Raw genomic sequence first — 3,450 nt, 5'->3', positions numbered from 1 at the left:
CGCTCGCTGGCCGGCACCACGTCCAGTTGGCTGGCGAGGCGCTCCGGGGCCTGTTCAAGGGCTTCGACCAATGCGCTGACGGCCTGGGCGAGGTAGGCGGCGATGCGTTGTGGGTCGATGCCTGTGATGGATTGCGCGGTCACGGAGAAATCGTCGCCTTCATCCGCCACGGCCACTTCGATCGGGTAGTTGGTGCGGGCTTCGTTGCTCAGGAAGCGCACACCGTCCCAGGCCAGGATCTGGTCTTCATTGGCCAGCGAGCCGCCGTCGGTCTGATGGCGGTAGTTGAGCAGCGTGGTGAACAGCGGTAGGCCTGCGCCCACACCGCTGCAACGTTGGGCCAGGGCCAGGGAGGCCTGTTCGTGGGCGAGCAGTTCGCTGAGGTCGCGATAGGTTGCGTCCACCAGCGCACTGACGCCGAACTCGGCCAGTTGTACCCGTACCGGCAAGGTGTTGATGAACACGCCAAGGGCCCGATCGGCGCCCAGTGAGCCTTGCAGGCGCCCGGCAACCACGGTGCCGAAGACCACGTCGTCGCCGCCGGTGCAGCGTCCGAGCACCTGGGCCCAAGCGATATGAAACAGCACGGCCGGTGTCACCCCGGCCTGACGCGATTGAGTGCGGATTCGCAGGCTCAGGGCCCGGTCGAGACGCACGCTGGTCTCCACCACCTGGGCACCGTCGCCCTGGACGTCCAGCACGCCGAACGGTGCGGTGGGTTCCTCGATACTGGCCAGGCGGCGGGTGAAGTAGCCTTCATGGGTCTGGGGCGGCGTGGCGAGCACCTGGGCGACAAATTCGCGATAAGGCATCGGCGCCGGCAGGTGGGCGCCCTGACCCTGCATCAGCCGCTGGATTTCCTCGAGGACGATGCCCAGGGACACGTGGTCGCTGATCATGTGGTGGTCCAGCAGGGCCAGCCACCAGCGTTCGGAATGCGGATCCTGGGCGATGCAGGCGCGCATCAGTGGCGCCTGTTGCAAATCCAGGCGCAGGTGGCGTGGATCGCTCAAGCGCTCCAGCTGAGTACGCGGATCCTCATCGGCGGCCAGGGTGATGGGTTGGATCGGCAGCACGGCTTGGCGCTGAACCACCTGGACCGCTTGCGGCTGGCCGACCCAATGCACGGCACTGCGCAGGATGTCGTGGCGGTCGATCACCTGTTGCAAGGCGACGGTGAAGGCATCAAGGCGCTGGCGGTCGTCAAACTCGATCATCGAGCGCACCAGATAGGCATCGCCTTCATGCCCGAGCAAGTGATGGAACAGGATGCCCTGTTGCAACGGGGCCAGGGGGTAGATGTCCTGAATGTTCGCGGCTCCGCCGGGTACGGCGCTGACGATCCGTTCCAACTGCGCTGGGGTCAGCGCCACCAGGGGCAACATGTCCGGTGTCAGTGCCGTGCAATCGGCCGGGATGCGGTTGGCCGGGGCCAGGAACGAGGCCTCGTCGTTGCGACTCAGGGCCTGGGCCATTTCCCCCAGGCTGGGCGCGGTGAACACGGTGCGTACCGTGGCGCTCAGGCCATGCTGGCGCAGGCGATCGATCAGGCTCACGGCCAGCAGCGAATGCCCGCCGAGTTCAAAGAAGCGGTCATGCCGGCCGACTTTCTCGATGCCCAGCAAGTCTTGCCAGACGGTCGCGACGATATGTTCGATCTCTCCCCGCGGGGCCTCGTAGGCTCGGCTGGCGAACGCGTCCTGGCCCGGTGCGGGCAGGGCGCGGCGGTCCAGCTTGCCGTTGGGGGTCAACGGCAGGGCCTCGAGTTGGACGAAGGCGGTGGGCACCATGTAGTCGGGCAGGGTCGCCAGTAATGCGCTGCGCAATTGCTCCACCGACACCGGCTCACCGCACAGGTAGGCGATCAAGCGCTTGCTGTCCGATTGGCCCGGTTTGCTTTCCTGGGCCACCACCACCGCTTCACGTACCCCCGCGCAGCCGGCGAGGATGGCTTCGATCTCGCCCAGTTCTACACGGAAACCGCGGATCTTCACCTGGTCGTCGTTGCGTCCCAGGTACTGCAGGGTGCCATCGGCTAACCAGCGGCCGAGGTCGCCGGTCTTGTACAGGCGGGCGTCCGGGTCGGTGCTGAACGGGTCAGCGATGAAGCGCTCGGCCGTCAACGCCTGGCGATTGAGGTACCCGCGAGCGACACCGACGCCGCCAATGTGAATCTCGCCGGCAACCCCGAGCGGAACCAGGTTGCCGCTGGCATCGAGCACATGCAGTTGGGTGTTGCGCACCGGTTTGCCGATGGAGCGGAAATCATCGTGGTCGCTTTCCATCAGGCGGATCGAGGCGTTCACGGTGGCCTCGGTCGGGCCGTAGGCGTTGAACAGCGCCGGACGATGGCCAGCACGGGCGAACCATTGGCTCACGGCCTGCTTGCCCACCGCTTCGCCACCGATCATGAACTGGCGCAGCGAGGTCGGCAGCGGCACATGTTGGTCACGGCTGACCTGTTGCCAGAACACCGTTGGCAGGTTCGCGACGGTGATTGCCTGTTGTTCGCACAGCGTGGCGAAGGCCGCAGTGCCGGCAATCCAGGCATCGCTGCGCAAAACCAGGGTGGCACCGGACAGCAATGCACCAAAAATCTCTTCCACTGACATGTCGAACGTCATGGTGGCGAATTGCAGGACGCGATCGTGAGGGTTGAGGCCATAGCGCGCTTGCAGGGCACCGATCTGGTTGCACACCGAACGGTGCTCGAGCATCACCCCTTTCGGTTTGCCCGTGGAGCCGGAGGTGTACATGACGTAGGCCAGGTGCCGGGAGGTCAAGCCTTCGACTCGTGGGTTGTGGTCATCACCTTTGGCTGTGTCGTCCAGCGACAATTGCGCGATCTGCAGCGGCGGCAGCTGTTCGGCCAGGAGGCCTTGGCTGAGCAGTACCCGAGGCGAGCTGTCGCTGAGCATGTGCTGCAAACGATCCTGCGGATAATTCGGGTCCAGCGGCACATAGGCGCCGCCGGCCTTGAGGATGGCCAGGATGCCAATGATCATCTCGGGGCTGCGCTCCACCAGCAGCGCCACGCGCTCATCCGGACGCAGGCCGGCGGCGATCAAACGGTGAGCGACGCGGTTGGCCCGGGCATTGAGTTCGGCGTAGCTGAGCTGAGCACCCTCTGCCTGGACCGCGATGGCCTGTGGCTGGGCCTGCGCATGCTGTTCGAACCATTCATGCACCAGCCTGCCTTCGGGGAAGGGGGCGTGGGTCTGGTTGAAACCGCCGAGCAGTTGCCGACGTTGCAGGTTGTCCAGCAACGGTAGAGTCGCCAGGGGCTGCGTCGCATCGTCGAGCATGGCGTCGAGCAGGTGCAACAAGTGCTGGCCCCAACGGGCGATGGTGCTTTCATCGAACAGGTCGGTGGCGTATTCGAACTGGCCGCTGATGCAATCGCCGTCGTCGTTGAGGGACAGGCTGACGTCGAACTGGGTGGTGCCAGTG

Annotated in this window: 1 protein-coding gene; it reads right to left on the bottom strand. The window is 65.3% G+C overall.

Translation table 11 applies throughout. The features are described from left to right. On the bottom strand, positions 1 to 3,450 hold a 3,450-nt coding region (locus AACY31_RS28330), incomplete at both ends, for a non-ribosomal peptide synthetase (RefSeq protein WP_339505589.1).

The sequence above is a fragment of the Pseudomonas sp. RL_105y_Pfl2_101 genome (assembly GCF_963970585.1).
GTDB lineage: Bacteria > Pseudomonadota > Gammaproteobacteria > Pseudomonadales > Pseudomonadaceae > Aquipseudomonas.
This window is presented reverse-complemented; position numbering and strand designations above follow the sequence as displayed.